The organism is Achromobacter colocynthidis, assembly GCF_057334535.1.
In genome coordinates this window covers 56057-74413 of the sequence record NZ_JBHFIZ010000025.1, presented here as the reverse complement: position 1 = coordinate 74413, position 18357 = coordinate 56057, and the positions used below count along the sequence as shown (strand labels likewise).

At 62.3% G+C, this 18357-nt stretch carries 16 protein-coding genes and 2 pseudogenes; 12 read left to right on the top strand and 6 right to left on the bottom strand.

The features are described 5' to 3' along the window. Window positions 1-213: 213 nt before the first annotated feature. From ACE04A_RS11185 to ACE04A_RS11175, 3 genes are all read right to left on the bottom strand, one after another. Window positions 214-1458, bottom strand: a complete 1245-nt coding sequence (locus ACE04A_RS11185) for a Zn-dependent hydrolase (RefSeq protein WP_448719161.1) — start codon at window positions 1456-1458, stop codon at window positions 214-216. Next, complete coding sequence (locus ACE04A_RS11180; RefSeq protein WP_485813310.1) at window positions 1455-2198, bottom strand: FadR/GntR family transcriptional regulator; 744 nt, start codon at window positions 2196-2198, stop codon at window positions 1455-1457. The genes ACE04A_RS11185 and ACE04A_RS11180 overlap by 4 nt, the downstream gene beginning before the upstream one ends. A 155-nt stretch (window positions 2199-2353) precedes the next feature. Further along, window positions 2354-2626 (bottom strand): hypothetical protein, encoded by a 273-nt coding sequence (locus ACE04A_RS11175; protein WP_438858595.1) that lies wholly within the window; start codon window positions 2624-2626, stop codon window positions 2354-2356. Window positions 2627-2752: 126 nt separating this feature from the next. Here ACE04A_RS11175 and hemN point away from each other — a divergent pair. Continuing rightward, a pseudogene (hemN, locus tag ACE04A_RS11170) lies at window positions 2753-4181 on the top strand (oxygen-independent coproporphyrinogen III oxidase). Between the two features lie 34 nt (window positions 4182-4215). On the opposite strand, the gene ACE04A_RS11165 reads toward hemN, so the two are convergent. After that, complete coding sequence (locus ACE04A_RS11165; RefSeq protein WP_448719158.1) at window positions 4216-4959, bottom strand: response regulator; 744 nt, start codon at window positions 4957-4959, stop codon at window positions 4216-4218. 579 nt (window positions 4960-5538) lie between these two features. Between ACE04A_RS11165 and thrS the strand changes: the two genes are divergently transcribed. The 6 genes and pseudogenes from thrS (at window position 5539) to ptsP (ending at window position 11826) form a co-directional block, all read left to right on the top strand. Then, the gene (thrS, locus tag ACE04A_RS11160; protein ID WP_259249169.1) at window positions 5539-7491 is read left to right on the top strand and encodes a threonine--tRNA ligase; all 1953 of its coding nucleotides are present in this window, start codon (window positions 5539-5541) and stop codon (window positions 7489-7491) included. 20 nt (window positions 7492-7511) lie between these two features. Continuing rightward, complete coding sequence (gene infC, locus ACE04A_RS11155; RefSeq protein ID WP_259249286.1) at window positions 7512-8066, top strand: translation initiation factor IF-3; 555 nt, start codon at window positions 7512-7514, stop codon at window positions 8064-8066. A gap of 157 nt (window positions 8067-8223) precedes the next feature. Beyond that, window positions 8224-9195, top strand: a complete 972-nt coding sequence (gene gshB, locus ACE04A_RS11150) for a glutathione synthase (protein ID WP_448719157.1) — start codon at window positions 8224-8226, stop codon at window positions 9193-9195. A 17-nt stretch (window positions 9196-9212) separates the two neighbouring features. Next, complete coding sequence (locus ACE04A_RS11145) at window positions 9213-9614, top strand: PTS sugar transporter subunit IIA (RefSeq protein WP_050448596.1); 402 nt, start codon at window positions 9213-9215, stop codon at window positions 9612-9614. A gap of 129 nt (window positions 9615-9743) precedes the next feature. Then, a complete protein-coding gene (locus tag ACE04A_RS11140) occupies window positions 9744-10013 on the top strand; it encodes an HPr family phosphocarrier protein (RefSeq protein ID WP_100855154.1) in 270 nt (89 codons plus the stop codon). Next, window positions 9949-11826: pseudogene (ptsP, locus tag ACE04A_RS11135) on the top strand (phosphoenolpyruvate--protein phosphotransferase). Before ACE04A_RS11140 ends, ptsP begins: the two are co-directional and overlap by 65 nt. Window positions 11827-11996: 170 nt before the next feature. Here ptsP and amt read toward each other — a convergent pair. Beyond that, window positions 11997-13235: an ammonium transporter gene (amt, locus tag ACE04A_RS11130; protein WP_259249166.1), complete on the bottom strand. Its 1239-nt coding sequence runs from the start codon at window positions 13233-13235 to the stop codon at window positions 11997-11999. A gap of 32 nt (window positions 13236-13267) precedes the next feature. Next, window positions 13268-13606: a P-II family nitrogen regulator gene (locus ACE04A_RS11125; RefSeq protein ID WP_006218735.1), complete on the bottom strand. Its 339-nt coding sequence runs from the start codon at window positions 13604-13606 to the stop codon at window positions 13268-13270. Between the two features lie 761 nt (window positions 13607-14367). Here ACE04A_RS11125 and ACE04A_RS11120 point away from each other — a divergent pair. The 5 genes from ACE04A_RS11120 to pheS all read left to right on the top strand — a co-directional run bounded on the left by ACE04A_RS11120 (window position 14368) and on the right by pheS (window position 18349). Further along, the gene (locus tag ACE04A_RS11120; RefSeq protein ID WP_100855156.1) at window positions 14368-14619 is read left to right on the top strand and encodes an accessory factor UbiK family protein; all 252 of its coding nucleotides are present in this window, start codon (window positions 14368-14370) and stop codon (window positions 14617-14619) included. Between the two features lie 165 nt (window positions 14620-14784). Further along, window positions 14785-16317 (top strand): YifB family Mg chelatase-like AAA ATPase, encoded by a 1533-nt coding sequence (locus ACE04A_RS11115; RefSeq protein ID WP_485820125.1) that lies wholly within the window; start codon window positions 14785-14787, stop codon window positions 16315-16317. 359 nt (window positions 16318-16676) lie between these two features. Then, complete coding sequence (gene rpmI / locus ACE04A_RS11110) at window positions 16677-16874, top strand: 50S ribosomal protein L35 (protein WP_006218740.1); 198 nt, start codon at window positions 16677-16679, stop codon at window positions 16872-16874. Between the two features lie 15 nt (window positions 16875-16889). Then, window positions 16890-17249: a 50S ribosomal protein L20 gene (gene rplT / locus ACE04A_RS11105; RefSeq protein ID WP_100855158.1), complete on the top strand. Its 360-nt coding sequence runs from the start codon at window positions 16890-16892 to the stop codon at window positions 17247-17249. Window positions 17250-17326: 77 nt separating this feature from the next. Further along, window positions 17327-18349, top strand: a complete 1023-nt coding sequence (gene pheS / locus ACE04A_RS11100) for a phenylalanine--tRNA ligase subunit alpha (protein ID WP_006218742.1) — start codon at window positions 17327-17329, stop codon at window positions 18347-18349. Window positions 18350-18357: the final 8 nt, after the last annotated feature.

The following is an 18357-nucleotide window of genomic DNA, read 5'->3' as shown; positions in this document are numbered from 1 at the left end:
CCGCCGCTGCGGGGCGGATGCCGTGCTTTGACAAGCAAACCTTGTGCCACCTGGGTTTCTCAGGGGTACTACAGGTGAAGCCGCTACAGCCATGCTTCGTACAGGTGCTGGGTAAGGCAGGCCGCGCACCATTGCGGCGAAATCGGCGGTGCACCGCGGCGTGCCTGAGGACGTCGGCAAGGGCGGTGCATTGATCGGATTGAAACGTGGCCGCTAGCGCGCGGCGTTGGCGCGCGCCACCATGGCGTCAAGCAGGACGTTGCAGCCGGCTTCCAGATGCTCGGGCTGCGCGTCTTCAATTTCGTTGTGGCTGATGCCGTCCTTGCACGGCACGAAGATCATGGCGGTCGGCGCCACCGCGGCCATGTAGACCGCATCGTGTCCGGCGCCCGTCACGATGTTCATGGCGGGCAGGTGGCGCTGCGCCGCGCCCTGACGCACCTTGTCCACCAGGTCGGTGTCGAACGGTGTCGGGCGGAAATACTGCACGTCTTTCAAATCGACCTGCACGCCGTGGGCCACCGCGATGTCATCGCAGGCGCGCCGCCATTGCTGGTCCATGCGCGTCAAGGTGGCTTCGTCTTCGTGGCGCAGGTCGGCGGTAAAGCGGACTTGGCCCGGGATGACGTTGCGCGATCCGGGGTGCGCGTGGATTTCTCCCACCGTGCCGCGTCCGTGCGGCTGATGCGCGTTGGCAATGTTGATCACCGCCTGCACCAGAAAGCTGGCGGCAAACAGCGCGTCGCGGCGGATCGCCATCGGCGTGGGGCCGGCATGCATTTCCATGCCCGTTACGGTGATGTCGTACCAGCGCAGGCCAAGTGACCCGGTCACCACGCCGATGGTCTTTTCCTCGTGCTCAAGGATCGGGCCTTGTTCGATATGGGCTTCGAAGTAGGCGTCCACCGGGCGCCCGCCCACCGGGTCCGTGCCCGCATAGCCAATGGCCGCAAGCTCGTCGCGCACGGCGATGCCCTGGGCGTCTTGCGCTGATAGGGCCGTCTCCAAGGGGAATTTCCCGGCGAACACGCCTGACCCCATCATCACGGGCACAAAGCGGGATCCTTCCTCGTTGGTCCAGATGGCCAGTTCCAGCGGCGCTTCGGTCTGCGCGCCGGCATCGTTCAAGGTGCGCATCACTTCAAGCCCGGCCAGCACGCCATAACAACCGTCGAACTTGCCGCCGGTGGGCTGCGTATCGATGTGGCTGCCGGTCATGACGGGCGGCAGGTCGTTGTTGCTGCCCGCGCGGCGCGCAAAAATATTGCCGACCTGGTCCACCCTGACGGTCAGGCCTGCTTCGCGCATCCAGGCGGTGACCAGGTCGCGGCCTTGGCCGTCCAGCGCGGTGAGCGCCAGGCGGCAGTTGCCGCCTTTGGGGGTAGCGCCAATTTGCGCCAGATCCATCAAGGACTGCCACAGCCGTTGGCCATTGATGGACAGGGAAGACGATGTCATGGGGCGCCTCGATGGTCGGAAAGTGAGTCGAAGTCTTCGCGCAGCCTGGCCAGGATGCCCAACAGATGCGTGTGCATGGCGTGGCGCGCGCGGATGGGATCCCGCGCCGTGATGGCGGTCAGGATGCGCTGATGTTCGGCGTGGGCGGCGGCCCAGGCTCGGGTGGTGACAAAGTAGTCCTGCATGCGGCTGTACACCGAGCTGGATTGGCTAAGGTTCCACAAGTGCGCCACGGCCGAGGCCAGCGCGGCGTTGCCGCAGGCCGCGCCAATGGCGCTGTGAAACGCGCGGTCGTGGTCGCCGGGCGACTCGGTCAATGACATGGCGGCGTGGGCGTCGCGGATGACGGCAATCTGCGCGGGGGTGGCTTGGTGCGCGGCCAGCGCGGCGCATTCCGGTTCAATCAGCATGCGCGCTTCCAGCAGGTCGAAGGGGCCGATGTCGTCCTGCCCGGCTGGTACGGCCGCGCCGCCGGCGGGCAGGGCGGGAAACGCGGCGCCGTCGGGCGCGATGGTGACGAACACGCCCGTGCCCACCCGCACTTCCACATAGCCTTCGATTTCCAGGGCAATCAACGCTTCGCGGATGGAGGCCCGGCTGACTTGCAGTTGTTCCGCCAGCTCGCGTTCAGACGGCAAGCGTCCGCCCCGAGCAAAGTCACCCGCCCGGATGCGGCCGGCGATCTGGTCGGCGATCATGCGGTAAAGGCGGGTGGCGGCGACAGCCTGGAAGGTGCTCATCAATGGGACGTTGATATGGCCTGGTGGTCAGGCCACCAATATAGGCACGTCGCCATTGAAATAGAAGGGAAATATCGCGTTTTCAGGGAAAACGATCAGAGGGATTCCACGTCTTCCTATCTGGTGGTCAGGCCAGTTAGGAAGCGTGCGGCGGGCTATTGCGGTTCGTTGTCGCCGTCGGGTTCCGGCGTCTGCGTGAAAGCGCGAACCAGGCGGGCAATACCGTCCAGTTCGTCGTGCGCGCCGACGACCCATTCGGGCTTTTCGAAGGGGCTGTCGGAAGGCGCGTTGTCCATGCTTGCCTTCAGATCGTTCAGCAGTTCCAGTGCCATGTCGGTGGCTTGGGGGCTGCTGCGGGTGGAAAGGGCGATGGCAATTGCCAGCGCCTGGCGCATGGCCAGCAGGCGGCCGTCCAGTTCAGTGCCCATGAGGCGTCCTTGTTATGCAACGTGAAAGGGGGCATTTTAAGGTCCGGGCGAGTCCCGCGCGCGGGTGCGGGCAGCGTTTGCGCCAGATCAAGATGCGGCGGCAGCCATGGGCGAATAATCGCGGGTATGCAAGCCGCCCTACGCCCATCCGAATCGCCGCCCGCGCCTGTCGCCGCCGCGCCTTTTTTTCCCCCTCAGTTGCTGGCCAGGCTGGACAAGAACGGGCCGCGCTACACGTCGTATCCCACGGCCGACCGCTATCACGGCAACTTTGGCGAACAAGACTATCGGCTCGCGCTGCGACAGCGGCCCCGCCACCTGTCCGACCGAGCCCCTGTCGCTGTACGTGCACATTCCGTTTTGTGATTCGGTTTGCTATTACTGCGCGTGCAACAAGGTGGTGACCCGGCATCACGACCGCGCCGCCCGATACCTGGATGCGCTGGCAAGCGAAATTGCGCTGCACGTCAACGAGCTTGGCGCGGGCGTTCCCGTGTCGCAACTGCATTTTGGCGGGGGCACGCCAACCTTTCTGTCCGACAACGAACTGACCCGTCTGATGCAGGACTTGCGGGCGGCTTTCCAGTTTGCGCCGGATGCCGAGATCTCTATCGAGGTCGATCCCCGCACGGCCACGCCGCAACGCCTGGCGCATTTGCGCGAATTGGGATTCAACCGGCTGAGCTTCGGCGTGCAGGATTTCGATGCGCGCGTGCAAAAGGCAGTGCATCGCGTGCAGTCCTTCGAAGATGTCCGGACGCTGATGCAAAGCGCCCGCGCGCTGGGCTATGACTCGGTCAACATGGATTTGATCTACGGCCTGCCTTTGCAGACCACAGAATCTTTCGCGCGCACGATCAAGCAGGTGGTGGCGCTGCGCCCCGACCGCATCGCGCTCTACGCCTACGCGCACTTGCCTGAGCGCTTCAAGCCCCAGCGCCGCATCAATGAAGCAGACTTGCCCGAGCGCGCAACGCGGGTCGGCCTGCTGGGGTCTGCCATCGATGGCTTCTTGCAACAGGGCTATACCTACATCGGCATGGACCATTTCGCGCTGAACACCGACGCGCTGGCGATCGCCAGGCAGCGCGGTGAACTGCATCGCAATTTTCAGGGTTACAGCACGCAGCCTGACCGTGACCTGATCGCGCTGGGCGTGTCCGCCATCGGTCGCATCGGCAACACATATAGCCAGAACGCAAAGGTGCTGGATGCCTACTACGGCGCGATCGAATCCGGACATTTCGCGGTCGAACGGGGCCTGACCCTGTCGCCCGACGACTTGGTGCGGCGCGACGTCATCATGGACATCATGTGCCAGGGGCGCGTGGACTTCGCCACGGTTGAAGCGCGTCACGGGTTGCGTTTCGGTGACTATTTCAGCCGCGAACTGCTGCAGATGGCCAATCTGGCCGAGTTGGGGCTGGTCAACCTGCGGGCGGGGGATGTGCAGGTGACCGGGTTGGGTTGGTATTTTGTGCGGGCCGTCGCGATGGTGTTTGACGGCTATCTGGGCAGCGTCAGCAGCACCGCCAGCTATTCCCGCATTATTTGAGATCGAGGCCTGGGATCGTCGCCGTGCGGCGGCTTCATTCGGCGAACTTTTCGCGCAGGTAGAGCGCAAGCGACAGGTCGTCGGCCAACTGCAGCTTGCGCATGGCGGGGCGCTTGTGGGTGCTGATGGTCTTCTTGCTACGCATGAGCCGCGCCGCAATCTGCGTGACCGACAGCCCCTGGCTGATGTGACGCAGAATTTCGACTTCCGACGTGGTCAGCATCGCGTGCGGGTTGGTCGGCAGAAGCGGGCGGATCTTGCCGTCTTGCACTGAAAGAAAATCATCCTTGCCGCTGAGCACGCCTCGAATGATCTCGGGCAGCAGCATCATGCCCCATTGCTTGGCAAGATAGCCGTTGGCCCCCGCGCGGTAGGCGGCGTATTGCGTTTCCTGCCGGTTGCCGGCCGAAAACGTGATGATCGACAGGGTAGGGTGGTAGCGCCGCAAGCGGCGCAGGAAATTGACGCCGTCCCAGGGTTCCTGGGGCAGATAGAAGTCGACCAGGGCGACGTCACAGGGCGATTTGCTCAGTTTTTCCAGCAAGGCGCGGGCGGACGTTTCGCGATGCAGCACCCGAAAGCCCGGCCGGCTTTCCAGGTACGCGCCGACGCCCAGCGCCACGACCGGATGGTCGTCAAGTATTGCAACCTTGATGACCGAGGGCAGGCGCGACAGCAGCAGGTGCCGACGCCCGCCTGAGCGGCTGCCGCCGTCGCCGCAGCGAGACGGGTTTGAAAGCGTTGCCGCTTTGGTCACAAGTTTTGGGACAGCTTTCATCGATGCTCCACAAGCCGGGAAAAAGGACGTTGGTGGCGGGTTCAGCCGGCTAGAGTTGAAGTCCGGAGCACGCTCCGCGGTCAGTCGTAAATTTGCGATGGAAGGTTACGTTTTCGGGCGGCTGTCCGGATAGGAATCACGCGAAAATCAGACCGTTGCACCTCCGGACGCGCATTCGGCCTACTCCCCGGCAAGGGGTGGCAATTGCTGGTATTCGGGAGGGGGCGCAAAGGGTGCTACAATCGGCAACGTTAATTGCACTCGTTCCGTTGGTGTCCGGGGTTTTCCCCGCGTGGTTCCAGCGTGAATCGATGGCTCAAACTTGATTGTTCAATATGTATCGCGCCGCCTTGGGCGCGTTTCAACAGGCTTAGAATCATGTTTTTCCCGCTGGCACGAACTACGACCCGGAACTTTCGCCCTATGTCGCGTTAGTTTTTCGTGCGTCGGGTTCCACCGTGTCAGGTCAGCGGCAGGACTCAGCAAGACAACCAAAAAACGCGGCTCTCAGGCCGCGTTTTTCGTTTCCGTTTCGTTTATTGATTTTCTCGTTCCCAAGAACCCCAGGAAGCACTCCCGATGGTACAGATCACATTGCCCGATGGTTCGCAACGCCAATATCCGGGGCCGGTCACGGTCGCCGAAGTGGCGCAGTCGATCGGTACGGGCCTGGCCAAGGCCGCCTTGGGCGGCCGCGTGACGTTTGAAGGCGCCGACTCCAAGCTGGTCGACACCAGCTTCAGCATCGAAGGCGATGCGCGCCTGGCAATCGTCACCGCCAAGGACGCCGACGGCCTGGACCTGATCCGCCACTCCACGGCCCACCTGCTGGCTTATGCCGTGAAGGAGTTGTTCCCGGATGCCCAGGTCACCATCGGCCCCGTGATCGACAACGGCTTCTACTACGATTTCTCGTACAAGCGTCCGTTCACGCCCGAAGACCTGACGGCCATCGAGAAGAAGATGTCCGAGCTGGCCAAGAAAGACGAAATCGTGACGCGCGAAGAATGGTCGCGCGACGACGCCGTCGAGTTCTTCAAGGGCATTGGCGAAAAGTACAAAGCCGAGATCATCGCGTCGATTCCGTCGAACGAGCCGCTCAGCCTGTATCGCGAAGGCAACTTCATCGACCTGTGCCGCGGCCCCCACGTGCCGTCCACGGGCAAGCTGAAAGTCTTCAAGCTGATGAAAGTGGCTGGGGCCTATTGGCGCGGCGACAGCAAGAACGAGATGCTTCAGCGCATCTACGGCACGGCCTGGGCCACCAAGGAAGAACAGGAAGCTTATCTGCACATGCTGGAAGAGGCCGAGCGCCGCGACCACCGCAAGATCGGCCGCGAACTTGACCTGTTCCACTTCCAGGATGAAGCGCCGGGCTTGATCTTCTGGCATCCCAAGGGCTGGGCGTTGTGGCAGCAGGTGGAGCAGTACATGCGCTCCGTCTACAACAACAACGGCTACCAGGAAGTCAAGGCGCCGCAAATCCTGGACATCTCGCTGTGGAAAAAGACCGGTCACTGGGACAACTATCGTGAAAACATGTTCACGACCGAGTCCGAGAACCGCGTCTACGGCCTGAAGCCCATGAACTGCCCGGGCCACGTGCAGATTTTCAACGCCGGCCTGCATTCCTATCGCGAACTGCCGCTGCGTTACGGCGAATTCGGCCAGTGCCATCGCAACGAGCCCTCGGGTTCGCTGCACGGCATGATGCGCGTGCGCGGTTTCACGCAAGACGACGGCCACATTTTCTGTACCGAAGAACAGTTGCAGGACGAATGCGCCGACTTCACGGCATTGCTGCAAAAGGTCTACCGCGACTTCGGTTTCACCGAAGTGCTGTACAAGGTTGCCACGCGCCCTGAAAAGCGCATCGGGTCGGACGAAGTCTGGGATACGGCCGAGCAGGCCCTGATGGAAAGCCTGCGCCGCACGGGCTGCGAATTCGAGATTTCCCCGGGGGAAGGCGCGTTTTACGGTCCCAAGGTGGAATACACCCTGAAAGACGCCATCGGCCGCCACTGGCAATGCGGTACCATTCAGGTCGACTTCTCGATGCCGGTACGCCTGGGCGCCGAGTATGTCGACCAGAACGACCAGCGCCGTCCGCCGGTCATGCTGCACCGTGCCATCCTGGGTTCGCTTGAGCGATTCATCGGCATGTTGATCGAAAACCATGCCGGCGCGATGCCGCCCTGGTTGGCTCCGGTGCAAGCCGTTGTATGCTGCATTTCCGAACCTTCGGCCGATTATGCGGCTGAAATAACACAAAGCCTGAAAAAACAAGGCTTTAGAGTAGAGTCCGATTTGCGTGGTGAAAAAATCACTCGTAAAATCCGGGAGCACAGCCTGCAAAAGGTGCCGTACATTCTTGTCGTCGGCGACAAGGAAAAACAAAATGGCACCGTAGCCGTTCGCGGTCTGGGTGGATTGGACCTTGGCGCCATCGCATACGACGAATTCGTCGCGCGATTGTCCGAGGATGTCTCCGCCCGTCGCGACGTCAATCAACCTGATAGCAGTGCTGCTTAACATTTCTAGGAGCTTTCAACATCGCCACTGAAAAAGCCAATCGCATCAACGGTGAAATCCGCGTCCCCGAGGTGCGCCTGATAGGTCTGGAAGGAGAACAGCTGGGCATCGTCAAGATTGCCGACGCGTTCCGTCTTTCCGAGCAAAGCGACGTGGATCTGGTGGAAATCGCGCCGAACGCCGAGCCGCCGGTCTGCCGTTTGATGGACTACGGTAAGTTCAAGTACCAAGAGCAGAAGCGCCAAGCCGAAGCTCGTTCCAAGCAGAAGGTCATCCAGGTCAAGGAAGTCAAATTCCGTCCGGCCACCGACGAGGGCGACTACCAAGTCAAGCTGCGCAACCTGCGCCGCTTCCTCGAAGAAGGCGACAAGGCCAAGGTGACGCTGCGCTTCCGTGGCCGCGAAATGGCCCACCAGGAACTTGGTATGCGCGTGCTTGAACGTGTGCGTGACGATCTGCTGGAACTTGCCCAGGTCGAAGCCATGCCGAAGCTCGAAGGCCGTCAGATGGTCATGGTGCTGGCGCCCAAGAAGAAGGCCGTGCCCGCCGCGGGTAAGCCTGAGACGGCGGCGTAAGTTCCAGCCTTGGCCTTCCTTAGAGGGCTAGGCCGCTTCCCATCCGACCCGCCGTCCATTGTGTGACCGGCGGGTTCGCTTATTGGGCGGCTCTGCGCTACGATGTAAAAAAGCCGCCTTCCCACTAGGTATGGGGGCGTACGTTCAGGGTGTCGCGATGCATGTATTGTTCGTTATTGATCCCTTGCCGCTTCTCAAGGCGTACAAGGACAGTTCGGTTGCCATGATGCGTGCCCTCGTGGCGCGCGGTCACACGCTTAGCGTGGCCATGCAGGGCGACCTCTACATTGAGGCCGGCACGGTCAAGGCTGTCACCACGCCCATCGCGCTGGTGGCGGACGCCGATTTGCACGGCCACGACTGGTGGGCGGAGTCCGCCGCGCAAGATCTGCCGCTGGCGGATTTTGGCGCCGTGGTCATGCGCAAAGACCCTCCCTTTGACATGGAATACGTGTATTCCACGCACCTGCTTGAATACGCCGAGGCGCAAGGCGCGCGCGTGTTCAATACCGGCGCCGCCATTCGCAACCATCCCGAAAAGCTGGCTATCACCGAGATCAGCGAGTTCACCGCCCCGACGCTGGTGACGCGCAACATGGCTCGCCTGAAAGCCTTTCACGACACGCATCACGACGTGATCGTGAAGCCGCTTGATGGCATGGGTGGCACCGGCGTGTTCCGCTTGCAGCCCAAAGATCCCAACCTGAACGCCATCCTGGAAACGCTGACCGACAACGGCGCGCGCACCATCATGGCCCAACGGTATATCCCTGAGATCGTCAACGGTGACAAGCGCATCCTGCTGATCGGCGGCGAGCCGGTGCCGTATTCGCTGGCGCGCATTCCCTTGGCCGGCGAAACGCGCGGCAACCTGGCGGCCGGCGGCCGTGGCGTCGCGCAAGAATTGTCCGCGCGCGATCGCGAAATCGCCGAAGCCGTGGCCCCCAAGCTTGCCGCTCGCGGCCTGCTGTTGGTCGGCCTGGACGTCATTGGCGATTACGTCACCGAAGTCAACGTCACTAGCCCCACCTGTTTCGTAGAGATTGCCGAACAGACCGGTTTCGATGTCGCGGGCATGTTCGTCCAGGCGCTTGAAAAGGCCGTGGCGACGACTGCTCTCGCGGCCTGATCTCTCTGGAAACCGTCATGACCACGGGTATTGTTATCGTCGTGCACGCGCCTTTGGGCGCGGCGATGCGGGAATGCGCCAGTCACGTCATGGGCGACCTTGACGGCATGCTGGCCATTCACGATATCCAGCCCGAAGACCGGCCCGATGAACAGGCGCCCGCCGTTCTGAAGGACATCCTGGGCCAGGATCACGGGGCAGGCGTGCTTGTGCTGACGGACTTGATCGGCGCCACGCCCGCCAACATCTCGAAGCGCGCCGTGGCCGATGCCCAGGCGCAGGGCATCCAATGCTGCGTTCTGGCGGGGTTGAACACCCCGATGCTGCTGCGCGCATTGACCTACCGCAATCTTCCGTTGGCCGAAACGCGCGAGAAGGCCCTGGCGGGCGGAGTGCAGGGCGTCTTGCGTGTAGACTGACGGGCAGAATTTGCGCTGGAATTTGCCCTAATATGTCGGCTGGCAATTCAAGTCAAAAAAATGCGGTTGGTGTTCGGCGCTTTGCTGCGATCAACACTGCGGCGTTAATCCGCGGTCATAATATTTCCTATGCCTACTAAAGACATCGTCATCAGCAATAAATTGGGTTTGCATGCGCGTGCCGCAGCCAAGCTGACACAGCTGGCCAGCAAATTTTCAAGCGAGGTCTTTATCTCTCGTGGCGCGCAGCGTGTGAACGCCAAGAGCATCATGGGCGTCATGATGTTGGCGGCCGGCTTGGGTGTGACGGTCAAACTGGACGCTTCCGGCAGCGATGCCGAGCAAGCACTTTCCGAAATCGAAACTCTGTTCGACAGCAAATTCGGTGAGCAGGAATAGAACAACCCCTGAATCCGCCCGCCCGGGCATAGCCCAGGCTGGCCGGTCTACGACCCTGAACAATCCCCACGACGGGGCTGGCGGTGCCAGTCCCGTCGTTTGTCTTTATGGCAAAGGCGTTGCGAAGGGATATGCGATCGGACGCGCGGTCGTCATGGGCGCCGCGGCGCTGGAAGTGGCGCACTACCGGATTGCCCCCGAGGACGTGGCTGCCGAAAGCAGCCGCCTAACCGAGGCACTGGCATCGGCGCAGCATGAACTTCGGCAACTGGCCGACACGCTGCCTGCCGACGCGCCGCGCGAGCTGGGCGCCATGCTGAACGTGCACAGCCTGCTGCTGGGCGATCCCTTGTTGGCCGAGCAAACGCTAGGCCTTATTGCTGAACGCCACTACAACGCCGAATGGGCGCTGACGACGCAAGGGCAGATGCTGGGCCAACAGTTCGATGCCATGGAAGACGAATACCTGCGCGAGCGCGGGGCCGACGTCCGCCAGGTAATTGAACGGGTGCTGCATGTGCTGGCCGGTACGTCGGCCATCCTGCCCGATATGTCGCATATGGGTGGCGACGACGCGCTGGTGGTTGTGGCGCACGACATTTCTCCCGCGGACATGCTGCGCTTGCGCGGCGGCCGTTTCGCAGCCTTTGTGACCGACCTGGGCGGCCCCACGTCCCACACCGCCATCGTGGCGCGCAGCATGGGTGTGCCCGCCGTGGTGGCCATGGGTAACGTGCGCGAGCTGGTGCGTGATGGTGACATGCTCATCATCGACGGCGCGGCGGGCGCGGTGGTGGTCAACCCGTCGGATCGCATTCTTCAGTAATATCGCCGCCGTCAGGCGGTGTACGCCGACGAGCGCGCCGAGCTCGGCCTGCTGCGCGACGAGCCATCCGTGACGCTGGATGGCATCGATATCGTGCTGCACGCCAATATCGAGCTGCCCGAAGAGGCCGCCCTGGCGCTGGCCTCGGGCGCGCATGGCATCGGCTTGTTCCGCAGTGAATTCCTGTTCATGGGGCGCCCGGACCTGCCCGGCGAGGAAGAGCAGTACGAAGCCTATTCCTCGGTAGTCAAGGTCATGGCGGGCAGGCCCGTCACGATCCGCACCTTGGATATCGGGTCTGACAAGACGCTGGATGGCGAAGCAACAGTCGCCACCAATCCTGCCTTGGGGCAGCGCGCAATCCGCTACTGCCTGGCGCGTCCCGAAATGTTCGCCACGCAGTTGCGCGCCATCTTGCGCGCATCGGCGCACGGGCCGGTCCGTCTGCTGATCCCCATGATTGCGCACATGCATGAAGTGGTGGCTACCAAGGCGGCCATTGAGTCCGCCCGCCGCGAGCTTGATGCGCGCGGCCAGGCCTATGCGCCGCACATGGAAGTGGGCGCCATGGTGGAGGTGCCCGCCATCGCGATTGCTATCGAGCCTTTCGCGCAGGCGCTGGATTTCCTGTCCATCGGCACCAACGACCTGATCCAGTACACGCTGGCCATTGACCGCGGCGACCACGATGTGGCGTCGCTGTACGACCCGCTGCACCCCGCCGTCTTGCGGCTGGTGGCCAACACCATCAATGCCGGCGAGCGCGCCGGCAAACCGGTGGCCGTGTGCGGCGAAATGGCGGGCGATTCGCGCATGACCCGGCTGCTCTTGGGTCTGGGCCTGACCGAATTTTCCATGCATCCGCAGCAATTGCTGGACGTGAAGCGCGAGGTGCGCCGCGCGCACTCGAATGCCCTGCGGATCAAGGTGGCCACGGCGCTGAACCGCGCCTTGCCTGTTGACCTGGATGCACTGGATCCGGTCTGATCCCTGCCTGAATCGCCTTACGCCGAACGCCCCGTGATGGGGCGTTTTTCTTGCGAGGTGTTTTGCAGGCCCGTCGATATCCGCAATGAAAAACGGCGCCGGGTTTAAACCCCGGCGCCGCTTTCCTGCAAGGCCCGCTGCAACAAGTGCTGCGGGCCCGTCATACCGATTTAGCTGTGATAAGCCGATTCGCCGTGGCTCGTCACGTCCAGGCCTTCGCGTTCCTGATCTTCCGGCACACGCAGGCCGCACAGGGCGTTGGCGATCTTGTAGGCAATCCACGCCACCACGCCGGACCAGACGATGGTCAGCAGCACGCCTTCCAGCTGGACCCACAATTGGTGGGCGATCATGCCGGGTTCGGCCAGGCCGGGGCCACCGAGGACTTGCGCGTTGAACACGCCGGTCAGCAGGGCGCCGACGATACCGCCCACGCCGTGCACGCCGAACACATCCAGCGCGTCATCGGCACGCAGCAGGCGCTTCAGGCCATTCACACCCCAGACGCAAACCACGCCGGCGACAACACCGATGATCAGTGCGCCCACCGGGCCAACCAGGCCGGCTGCGGGGGTGATGCCCACCAGGCCGGCGATAGCGCCAGAGGCGGCACCCAGCATCGAGGGCTTGCCCTTGACAGCCCATTCCGTGAACAGCCAGGCCAGGACGGCGCCCGCGGTGGCGATCATGGTGTTGAAGAAGGCCAGGGTGGCGTTCTCATTGGCGGCCAAGGCCGAACCCGCGTTGAAGCCGAACCAGCCCACCCACAGCAGGGCGGCGCCCACGAAGGTCATCGGCAGGTTGTGCGGCTGCATCGCTTCGCGGCCGTAGCCCACGCGCTTGCCCACTACATAGGCGCCCACCAGGCCAGCCACACCGGCGTTGATGTGCACCACGGTGCCGCCGGCGAAGTCCAGCGCGCCCTTGGCGTTCAGCAGGCCAGGCGCCGTTTCGGAAGCGAACCACACCATGTGGGCGATCGGCACGTAGGCGAACGTGAACCAGATCACCGTGAATACCAGCACCGCCGAGAAGCGGGCGCGTTCGGCGAAGCTGCCCACGATCAGTGCGCAGGTGATGCCGGCGAACGTAGCCTGGAACGAGGCGAACAGCAGCTCGGTCAGGCTGTTCGACATGGCGTAGGAGCCATCTGCCGGGTTGAACATGCCAGAGAAGAAGGCGCGCGACAGGCCGCCGAAGAAGGCGTTGCCCTCGGTGAAGGCAAGCGAATAACCGTAGATGAACCAGAGAACCAGGCCCAGCACGAACGTGCACAGCACTTGCAGCAACACAGACAACACGTTCTTGCTGCGTACCAGGCCGCCATAGAACATCGCCAGACCGGGTACGGCCATCATCAATACGAGTAGGGTAGAGACGAGCAACCAGGAGATATCTGCTTTATCCATTTTCAGGCTCCAATGAGTCTTTATTTATTTATTTACAGCGCAGCTTCGCCAGCTTCACCCGTGCGGATACGGATAACTTGTTCCAGGGGCGCGGCAAAGATCTTGCCGTCGCCGATCTTGCCGGTACGAGCAGCTTGCTCGATCGCTTCGATGACTTGATCGACAAGGTGGTCAGGCACGGCCGCTTCGACGCGCAGCTTGGGCAGGAAGTCGACGGCGTATTCCGCGCCGCGATACAGCTCGGTATGGCCCTTTTGACGGCCAAAACCCTTTACTTCGGTAACAGTCAGGCCCTGGACGCCGATCCCGGATAGAGCCACCCGCACTTCGTCGAGCTTGAAGGGCTTGATGATGGCGATGATGAGTTTCATGGCATTTCCTCTCTTGGTTGCACGTTGGCTACGACTATCAAGCAATATCCATGCCATGTTTCCTGGTGCGCGGAATACGGGGTGCAGGCGCTCGAGTTGTGCCTGACTGCACCAATATGGGGCGTCGTGCACCATGAGGCGGCCTCAATTTGGTGCGTAACGTGGGGATCCTGGGGTGTGCAACCAAATATGTTTCAGACTCGGTATTTGTAGCCAGTTAATGCTGCGCCCGTAGCCGTTTGTATGGCGTTTTGCATCCCTCGGGCTGGCTGTGCGACAAGCGGCGATGCGGCTCGCAGCTATGCGGGCCGGGGCCGCAGGGGGTGCGACGGTGCGAAAAACGGGGGCCGATGCGTGCTCTCAAGCGCCCAAAATTACGGCCATGCGTGATACCAGGGTTTACACGCATCAGCTTGTTGCGAAGCATCACCTGACGAAGAATCAACAAAAGCTCACCTAAATTGGTGAGCAAGCCCGGCGCCAAGCGCGTTGTGGTCGGTGGAACGCCTTGAAGAATAAGTCGCAATTGTTGGTGCAGTGCAAGCAGTCGTCTGACTTATTCGCGTAGTCGATAAGCCAGGTAGGTTGCCCGTAACGATGTTGGTAGGGGGTTGCCGCCATGGCAGCCCGGTTTTCTCCTGTGCTTTGATGGGCGGTCACCGCATGCGGCCCGCCCTTTTTTTTGCCTGGCGTTTCGCTGCCTGCCTGCGACGGGCTGCCAAAGCACTACACTTGAGCCATCAAGAACACGAGAGGCCGCCATGAACAATCGCACCCAGTGGATGGAAGACATCCAGAAGAATATTTCCGACCTGATCGCCCGCAGCCCGGCCGCGGATGTAGAGCGCAACGTGCGCGCGATGATGACTCAGGCGTTTTCGAAGCTGGATCTGGTCACCCGCGAAGAGTTCGACGTGCAAGCTGATTTGTTGGCCCGTACGCGCGCTCGCGTTGATCAACTTTCGGCTCAGGTGCAGCAGATGGAATCGCGTTTGTCCGCATTGGACAAGTGATTGATCGCCAGCCGGTTCGCCGGCTTGCAGTAAAACGACCGCCATGTGCGGTCGTTTTGCTTTGGCGGCAATGCAGTCTTGATAAGGGACATCATTGTCCCGCTGGGCCTGCGGCCCGCGGGCGGAATTGCCGATACTGACGGTCTTGCATACACGGAGACTGTCTTGACGCTTGCCGTACTTGCCAGCCGCGCGCTTAGCGGCATGCATGCGCACGCCGTCCGGGTCGAAACCCATTTAGGCCCTGGGCTGCCCAGCTTCAACGTCGTGGGGCTTGCCGACACGGAAGTGCGCGAAAGCCGCGAACGCGTGCGTGCCGCGATTTTGAACAGCGGATTCGATTTTCCTTCCGGACGAATCACGGTCAATTTGTCGCCGGCTGACATCCCGAAGGAATCGGGGCGCTTTGATCTGCCCATCGCATTGGGCTTGTTGCTGGCGTCTGGCCAACTGGCCGCGCCCGCCGGTGGCGACGTGGCGGGCAAGCCGCCTGCGGCTGATCAATCGCTGGCGGATCTGGTGTTCGCGGGCGAGCTATCGCTGACGGGCGCGTTGGTGCCGGTTGCCGCGCCATTGGTCATTGCGTTGAGCGTGGCTCGCGATGCTCCCGGCGCTACGCTGATTTTGCCGGCGGGCAGCGCCGAACAAGCCGCCTGGGTGCCAGACTTGCGTGTCTTGTCAGCGCGCAGTTTGGCCGATGTCGCCGCGCATGCCTCGGGCGCGCAATTGCTGCCCGACGCCATCCCGAAGGCATGGCCGCAAGCGCCACCCGGGCCATGCCTGTCGGATGTGCGAGGGCAGGCTGTCGCCAGGCGGGCGTTGGAAGTGGCCGCCGCAGGCGGGCACAGTTTGCTGATGGTAGGCCCGCCGGGGGCCGGTAAAAGCATGCTGGCGGCGCGTTTGCCGGGGCTGCTGCCGCCATTGAGCCGGTCACAAGCGCTTGAGGCGGCGGCCGTCGCCGCCTTGGCGGGCTTGCCGCAGACCCTGATGGGCGAGCCGCCGTTTCGCGCGCCGCACCATTCCGCATCCGTTGCCGCCCTGGTGGGAGGGGGAAGCCGGCCGCGCCCCGGCGAGATCAGCCTGGCGCACAACGGCGTGCTGTTCCTGGACGAATTGCCCGAGTACAGCCGCCGTACCCTGGAGGCGCTGCGCGAGCCCCTGGAGGCGGGCAGGGTGGTTATCGCCCGGGCGTTGCACGCCGCGCAGTTTCCGGCGCGTTTTCAACTGATCGCCGCGATGAATCCCTGCCCATGCGGTTGGCGCGGGCACCCCGTGCGGGCCTGCGTGTGCCGGCCGGACCAGGTTGCTCGTTATGTAGGCAAGATATCGGGGCCGCTACTGGACCGTATCGATCTGCATGTCGCGCTGCCGCCGTCGGATCCCGAGTCGATGGCGGGGCCGGCGGGAGAGGCCTCAAGCCATGTGTCGGAGCGCGTGCGGCGATGTCGTCAGCGTCAGCAAGACCGCCAGGGCAAGCTGAACGCCGCATTGAGCGGCGCGGAGCTTGATCAGTACTGCGTGATGCAGGCAGACGCCCAGGCGCTGCTGTTTCAGGCCATGCGTCGTCTGTCCGGGTCCGGCCGAGCCTTGCACCGCGCATTGCGGGTTGCCCGTACGGTCGCCGATCTGGAGGGGGTGGACGTGCTGGGCACCAGCCATGTCGCGCAGGCGGTTCAGTACCGCCGGCCGGGTTTGTAAGGTTGCTTGGAAGCCGGGCTGAGCACCCGCCTCGGGTTATTCCGTATTTCGGCTCGACAACCGCCCGGAAATCACCATATAATCAAAGGCTTTCCCGGGTCTGGGCTGCTTGTTTGCCAAGTTCCAGGAAGGAAAGCCTGGGAGAAATTCCGGGCAAGCGGTGGCGCTGTAGGTCAGGCGTTGCCGGTAGTAGTGCATCAGTAGAACCCCAGCAGTACCCCAGCAGTACCCCCAAGAAGTGGCAACAGGTCTACAAGTTTTGCCGTTGTGTCGGTACCAGCCTTTGGGCTGTCAGCCACCAGCGTCAAGCACCTCGCGTCATGTCAAATCAACTACGAGTTTAAGTTTAGGGAATCATCATGCCCAAGATGAAAACCAAGAAAAGCGCTTCCAAGCGCTTTAAGGTTCGCGGCAGCGGCTCCATCAAGCGCGGTCAGGCGTTCAAGCGCCACATTCTGACCAAGAAGACCACGAAGGCCAAGCGTCAATTGCGCGGCTCGACGGCCGTTCATGAATCCAACGTGGCCTCCGTCAAGGCCATGATGCCTTTCGCTTGATAAGGGAGATCTAATATGCCTCGCGTCAAACGCGGCGTAACTGCCCGCGCACGTCACAAAAAAGTCATTGCCGCCGCCAAGGGTTACCGTGGCCGCCGCGGTAATGTGTTCCGTATTGCCAAGCAAGCAGTCATGCGCGCTGGCCAATACGCCTACCGCGACCGCCGTAACAAGAAGCGCACGTTCCGTGCTCTGTGGATCACGCGTATCAACGCTGCTGTCCGCGAACATGGCGTCAGCTACAGCGTGTTCATCGCTGGCCTGAAGAAGGCTTCGATCGAACTGGACCGTAAGGTTCTGTCCGACCTGGCCGTGCGCGACAAGGCCGGCTTTGCCGCCATCGTGCAACAAGCCAAGGCTGCCTTGGCTGCCTGATCGCGCGCTTTAACTCATCGCGCATCGCTGCAAACGGGGCTGTAATAGCCCCGTTTGCGTTTTGAAGGCTGGATTTCATGACTCTATTGGTTGACGACCTGGTCTCCCAGGCGCAAGAACGGTTCGCCGCGGCTACGGATGCCGCCGCGCTTGAGAACGCAAAGGCTCGATTCCTGGGTAAGGAAGGCGCACTGACGGTGCTGCTGAAAGGCCTGGGCAAACTCGATCCCGAGCAGAAGCGCGAGATGGGCGCCCGGATCAATCAGGCCAAGCAACAAGTCGAAGAGCTCTTGAATTCGCGCCGCGCCGCATTGGCGCAGGCGGAACTGGATGCCCGACTGGCCTCTGAAACCATTGACGTCACCCTGCCGGGCCGTGGTCGCGCGCCTGGAGGCATCCATCCGGTGATCCGGACCTGGGAACGTGTGGAAGCCATCTTCCGTTCCATTGGCTTCGACGTGGCCGACGGCCCCGAAGTGGAAAACGACTGGACCAATTTCACCGCATTGAACAACCCGCTGGATCATCCGGCGCGTTCCATGCAGGACACGTTCTACGTCGACATGAACGACGCCGACGGCCTGCCGCTGCTGCTGCGCACGCACACCAGCCCCATGCAGGTGCGCTACGCCCGCATGCACAAGCCGCCCATCAAGGTGATCGCACCTGGGCGCACCTATCGCGTCGACAGCGACGCCACGCACTCGCCCATGTTCCACCAGGTGGAAGGTCTCTGGATCGCCGAGGACATCTCGTTTGCCGATCTGAAAGGCGTGTACACCGATTTCCTGCGTTGCTTCTTTGAAAGCGATGATCTCGTCGTGCGTTTCCGTCCGTCGTTCTTCCCGTTCACGGAACCGTCCGCCGAAATCGACATGATGTTCACCTCGGGGCCCAACCGTGGCCGCTGGCTGGAAATTTCCGGCTCGGGTCAGGTGCACCCCGAAGTGGTGCGCAACTTCGGCCTGGATCCCGAGCGCTACATCGGCTTTGCCTTCGGCTCCGGACTTGAGCGCCTGACGATGTTGCGCTACGGCGTCAACGACCTGCGCCAGTTCTACGAAGGCGATTTGCGCTTCCTGCGCCAGTTCAACGAATAACAGACGGC

Bases quoted from the DNA above. Each gene is read 5' to 3' on its own strand.
- ACE04A_RS11185 (WP_448719161.1), bottom strand. From the start codon at position 1,458: ATGACATCGTCTTCCCTGTCCATCAATGGCCAACGGCTGTGGCAGTCC.
- ACE04A_RS11180 (WP_485813310.1), bottom strand. From the start codon at position 2,198: ATGAGCACCTTCCAGGCTGTCGCCGCCACCCGCCTTTACCGCATGATC.
- ACE04A_RS11175 (WP_438858595.1), bottom strand. From the start codon at position 2,626: ATGGGCACTGAACTGGACGGCCGCCTGCTGGCCATGCGCCAGGCGCTG.
- ACE04A_RS11165 (WP_448719158.1), bottom strand. From the start codon at position 4,959: ATGAAAGCTGTCCCAAAACTTGTGACCAAAGCGGCAACGCTTTCAAAC.
- thrS (WP_259249169.1), top strand. From the start codon at position 5,539: ATGGTACAGATCACATTGCCCGATGGTTCGCAACGCCAATATCCGGGG.
- gshB (WP_448719157.1), top strand. From the start codon at position 8,224: ATGCATGTATTGTTCGTTATTGATCCCTTGCCGCTTCTCAAGGCGTAC.
- ACE04A_RS11145 (WP_050448596.1), top strand. From the start codon at position 9,213: ATGACCACGGGTATTGTTATCGTCGTGCACGCGCCTTTGGGCGCGGCG.
- ACE04A_RS11140 (WP_100855154.1), top strand. From the start codon at position 9,744: ATGCCTACTAAAGACATCGTCATCAGCAATAAATTGGGTTTGCATGCG.
- amt (WP_259249166.1), bottom strand. From the start codon at position 13,235: ATGGATAAAGCAGATATCTCCTGGTTGCTCGTCTCTACCCTACTCGTA.
- ACE04A_RS11125 (WP_006218735.1), bottom strand. From the start codon at position 13,606: ATGAAACTCATCATCGCCATCATCAAGCCCTTCAAGCTCGACGAAGTG.
- ACE04A_RS11120 (WP_100855156.1), top strand. From the start codon at position 14,368: ATGAACAATCGCACCCAGTGGATGGAAGACATCCAGAAGAATATTTCC.
- rpmI (WP_006218740.1), top strand. From the start codon at position 16,677: ATGCCCAAGATGAAAACCAAGAAAAGCGCTTCCAAGCGCTTTAAGGTT.
- rplT (WP_100855158.1), top strand. From the start codon at position 16,890: ATGCCTCGCGTCAAACGCGGCGTAACTGCCCGCGCACGTCACAAAAAA.
- pheS (WP_006218742.1), top strand. From the start codon at position 17,327: ATGACTCTATTGGTTGACGACCTGGTCTCCCAGGCGCAAGAACGGTTC.